General features: G+C 64.5%; 5 protein-coding genes. All 5 read left to right on the plus strand.

Features of this window, described 5'->3' with window-relative positions:
• On the plus strand, positions 1–732 hold a 732-nt coding region (locus EN935_RS25640), incomplete at its 5' end, for a PfkB family carbohydrate kinase (RefSeq protein WP_127373738.1).
• Positions 729–1,499, plus strand: a complete 771-nt coding sequence (locus EN935_RS25645) for a DUF429 domain-containing protein (RefSeq protein WP_127263271.1) — start codon at positions 729–731, stop codon at positions 1,497–1,499. The genes EN935_RS25640 and EN935_RS25645, both read left to right, overlap by 4 nt.
• A gap of 148 nt (positions 1,500–1,647) precedes the next feature.
• Complete coding sequence (locus tag EN935_RS25650) at positions 1,648–2,292, plus strand: carbonic anhydrase (RefSeq protein WP_109664254.1); 645 nt, start codon at positions 1,648–1,650, stop codon at positions 2,290–2,292.
• Positions 2,289–2,723, plus strand: a complete 435-nt coding sequence (locus EN935_RS25655) for a hypothetical protein (protein ID WP_109664249.1) — start codon at positions 2,289–2,291, stop codon at positions 2,721–2,723. The genes EN935_RS25650 and EN935_RS25655 overlap by 4 nt, the downstream gene beginning before the upstream one ends.
• Positions 2,724–2,816: 93 nt before the next feature.
• The coding region (locus EN935_RS25660; protein ID WP_245489049.1) for a M3 family metallopeptidase at positions 2,817–3,935 on the plus strand (1,119 nt) is incomplete at its 3' end.

Below are 3,935 nucleotides of genomic sequence, written 5' to 3' on the forward strand. Positions count from 1 at the left end.
CCCGGCCATGGGCGCGCAACGCGCATCGTGCCGCCGCTCGACCAGTTCAAGGCGCTGCTGGCCGATCTCGAGCGCGCGCCATGGCTGGGTGAGGTCGGCGCTGTGCTGTCCGGCTATCTCGGTGAGGCCGGCCAGGCCGAGGCCGTCGCCTCGCTGGTCGCCGCGGTCAAGGCAAGGACGCCTGACGCCGTCTATATCTGCGATCCGGTGATGGGCGATTCGGGCGGCCTCTATGTTCCCGAGCCAACCGCCATCGCCATGCGCGACCGGCTGATGCCGATCGCCGACATTGCCACCCCCAATCGCTACGAGCTGGAATGGATGGCCGGCGCTCCCTTGCCCGACCTGAAATCGGTGATCGCGGCGGCGCTGCATGCCGGGCCATCGACCATGCTGGTCACCTCGGCGCCGTCGATGATGACCGGTGGCACCGGCAACCTGCTGCTCGACGGCAGCCAGGCGCTGCTTGCCGAGCACCGCCTGATCGACAAGCCGCCGAATGGTTTGGGCGACCTGACGGCAGCCGTCTACCTGGCACGCATCCTGTCAGGCCAACCGGCGATCAAGGCGCTGCAATCGACGACCGCGGCGGTCTACGAAATCCTGGCGCGCACGGCCAAGCGCGGCGGCGACGAACTGCAGCTCGAAACCGATGCCCCGAGCCTGTCGCACCCGATGGCGATGGTCCAGCTGCGCCACCTCACGCATCCGGGGCGGGACCGCCGGGCGTGACACCGGCCGAGATCGTGCTTGTCGGCGTCGACGGCTGCAAGGGCGGGTGGATTGCCGTGCGGCGCGCTTCTGGTTCGGCACCCTCCGTTGCTGTCTTTGCCGGCTTCGCCGCCCTGCTTGCGGCACTCCCCGATGACGCAGTTGTTGCCGTCGACATGCCGATCGGCCTGCCCGAGTTTTCGAGCAAAGGCGGGCGCGGCCCGGAAGCGCTGGTGCGGCCGTTGCTTGGGGCACGCCAATCCAGCGTCTTCTCGATCCCGTCCCGCGCCGCGCTCTATGCCGACACCAACGACTTCACCACCATCGAAGCCTGGTATGCGGCGCACATCAGGGCAAGCGAGGTGGCCAAAACCACATCCGACCCGCCGCGCGGCGTTTCGATCCAGGCGTTCGGCATTTTTGCCAAGATCCGCGAGATCGACGCACTGCTGATCGCGCGACCCGATCTGCGCGGCCGCGTGTTCGAATCGCATCCGGAACTCGCTTTCTGCCGGCTGAACGGCGACCAGGCCATGCAATTGCCGAAGAAAATCAAAGGCAGCATCAACCCGGCCGGAATGGCGGAACGCAAGGCGCTACTCTGCCAGCATGGCTACGACATGCGCTTTCTCGACCAGCCGCCGCCGCGCGGTGCCGCCGCCGATGACTTCCTTGACGCAGCAGCAATGATGCTGATCGCCGGTCGCATCGCCAGCGGTGAGGCACGGCCGTTTCCCGACCCGCCGGCCCGCGACAGGTTTGGCATTCCCGTTGCCATTTGGGCGTAAGAATATTGGCCAAGGCTGCGCCTGATGCATGGCATTTATAGCCAGCCCCCATAATTCTGCATTGCTCGCAACGGGCTTTTACCGTTAGAGCCTCTTTTGACCGCAACGAGCTGCCGCCTCCAACCCGGAAAGGCTCCAGACGCCGCCCATGTCCCATCTCCCCGACCATCTTCTCGCCGGCTACCGCAATTTCATGAATGGCCGCTATCTCACCGAGAGCGGACGCTATCGCGAGCTTGCCCGCGAAGGCCAGGCGCCCGAAACAATGATCGTCGCCTGTTGCGACTCCCGCGCGGCCCCCGAAGCGATCTTCGACGCCGGGCCTGGCGAACTCTTCGTGCTGCGCAATGTCGGCAATCTGGTGCCGCCCTACGCACCGGACGGCGAATTCCATTCGACCTCGGCGGCGCTTGAATTCGCCGTGCAGAGCCTCAAGGTCAAGAGTATCGTCGTCATGGGCCATGGCCGCTGCGGCGGCATCCGCGCCGCGCTCGACACCAATTCCGCACCGCTGTCGCCCGGCGACTTCATCGGCAAGTGGATGAGCCTGATCGCACCTGCCGCCGAAACCGTGTCCTCCAGCACCTTCATGACCGCGACGGAGCGCCAGACCGCGCTGGAGCGCATCTCGATCCGTTATTCCATCGCCAATCTGAGGACCTTTCCCTGCGTCTCGATTCTCGAAGGCAAGGGGCGGCTGTCGCTGCACGGCGCCTGGTTCGACATTTCGACCGGTGAACTCTGGACGATGAACAAGGAGACCGGCGATTTCGAACGGCCAGAGCTGGGATGAACATAGCGGCGCGCAAGGTGGTGAACATCCGGTCGATCGTTTTCACGGCGGCCGCGCTGCTGGTCGCGATCATTGCCGCCCGCGCCGATGATCGCGCCATCATCAGCCGCTGGTATTCGGCTCTGCTGGTCGCCGACCGCACCGAACTGTCCGACCTGCTCTCCGATGATGTCCGCATTAAGCTGGACGACCTCGGCATTGTGCAAAGCAAGCAGGAATTCATCGCTTCGATCGACGAATGGAAAGGTGCTGTTGCGGGTGCTGCGATCCGGCACCGGATCGAGAAGAGCGAAAGCGGCGTCACCACGGTGGTCGCTTGTTACGATTTCCCCAACAACGACATGCTGATGCAGGAAACCTTCGCGGTGTCCGACAATCGCATCACCGCCAGTTCGCAAGCCGCGATCGCCGAGAACTGCGACGGCTTCTGAGGCGGATATCGGCCAACTGCGATATTGCGGGTCCGCCGGCCGCGCCCTACATCGGTAGCGACCCACCCTGCCTTCTCCAGCGAAAGACTGTCCATGCCTTCCACAAAAGCTGTCGACCTCGCCGCCCATCCGCTGACCACGTGGAAAGGGCCGCTGGGCCTGCCGGATTTCACCCGCATTGGCGACGGCGACTTCTCCCCGGTCTTCGACACGGCGCTGAAGGCGCATGAGGCCGAGATCGAGGCGATCGCCGGCAACAAGGATGCCCCGACCATCGAGAACACGCTTGCCGCGCTGGAACTCGGCGGCGAAGCACTCGATCGCGTCTCGTCGATCTTCTGGTGCCGCGCCGGCGCCTACACCAATGACACGATCCAGGCGCTGGAGCGCGACATCTCGCCGAAAATGTCCAGGCATTTCTCGGCGATTTCGATGAATGAGAGGCTGTTTGCCCGCATCGACGATCTCTACCAGCGCCGTGAGAGCCTGAAGCTCGACGCCGAGACGCTGCGGGTCCTGGAAAAGACCTGGAAGGGCTTTGTCCGATCCGGCGCCAAACTCGACGCCGACGGTAAGAAGCGGCTGGCCAAGATCAGCGAGGAATTGTCTTCGCTCGGCACCAGCTTCGGCCAGAATGTGCTGGCCGACGAGAGCGACTGGGCGCTGTTCCTCGACGATGCCGATCTTGTCGGTCTGCCGGATTTCCTGAAAAGCTCGATGGCCGAAGCCGCCGAGATGCGCGGCCAGAAGGGTCGCTATGCCGTCACCCTGTCGCGCTCGATCTATGAGCCGTTCTCGACCTTCTCTGAACGCCGCGACCTGCGCGAGATCGCCTTCCGCGCCTTCACCATGCGCGGCCAGAATGGCGGCACCACCGACAACACGTCCGTGGTGCGCGACATGCTGCGCCTGCGCGCCGAAAAGGCAAAGCTGCTCGGCTACGCCTCCTTCGCCGCGCTGAAGCTCGACGACACCATGGCCAAGACACCAAAGGCGGTGCACGCGCTGCTTGATCCGGTGTGGGAGAAAGCGCTGGAGAAGGCGGCCGCCGACCAGACCGACCTGCAGCGCCTGGCCACCGCAGCCGGCAGCAACGAAAAATTCGCCGCCTGGGACTGGCGCTTCTACCAGGAGAAACTGCGCGCGGAAAAATTCGCCTTCGACGAGGCTGAACTGAAACCCTATTTGCAGCTCGACCGGATCATCGACGCC

Origin of the sequence: Mesorhizobium sp. M7D.F.Ca.US.004.03.1.1 (assembly GCF_003998635.1) — a bacterium.
GTDB lineage: Bacteria > Pseudomonadota > Alphaproteobacteria > Rhizobiales > Rhizobiaceae > Mesorhizobium > Mesorhizobium loti.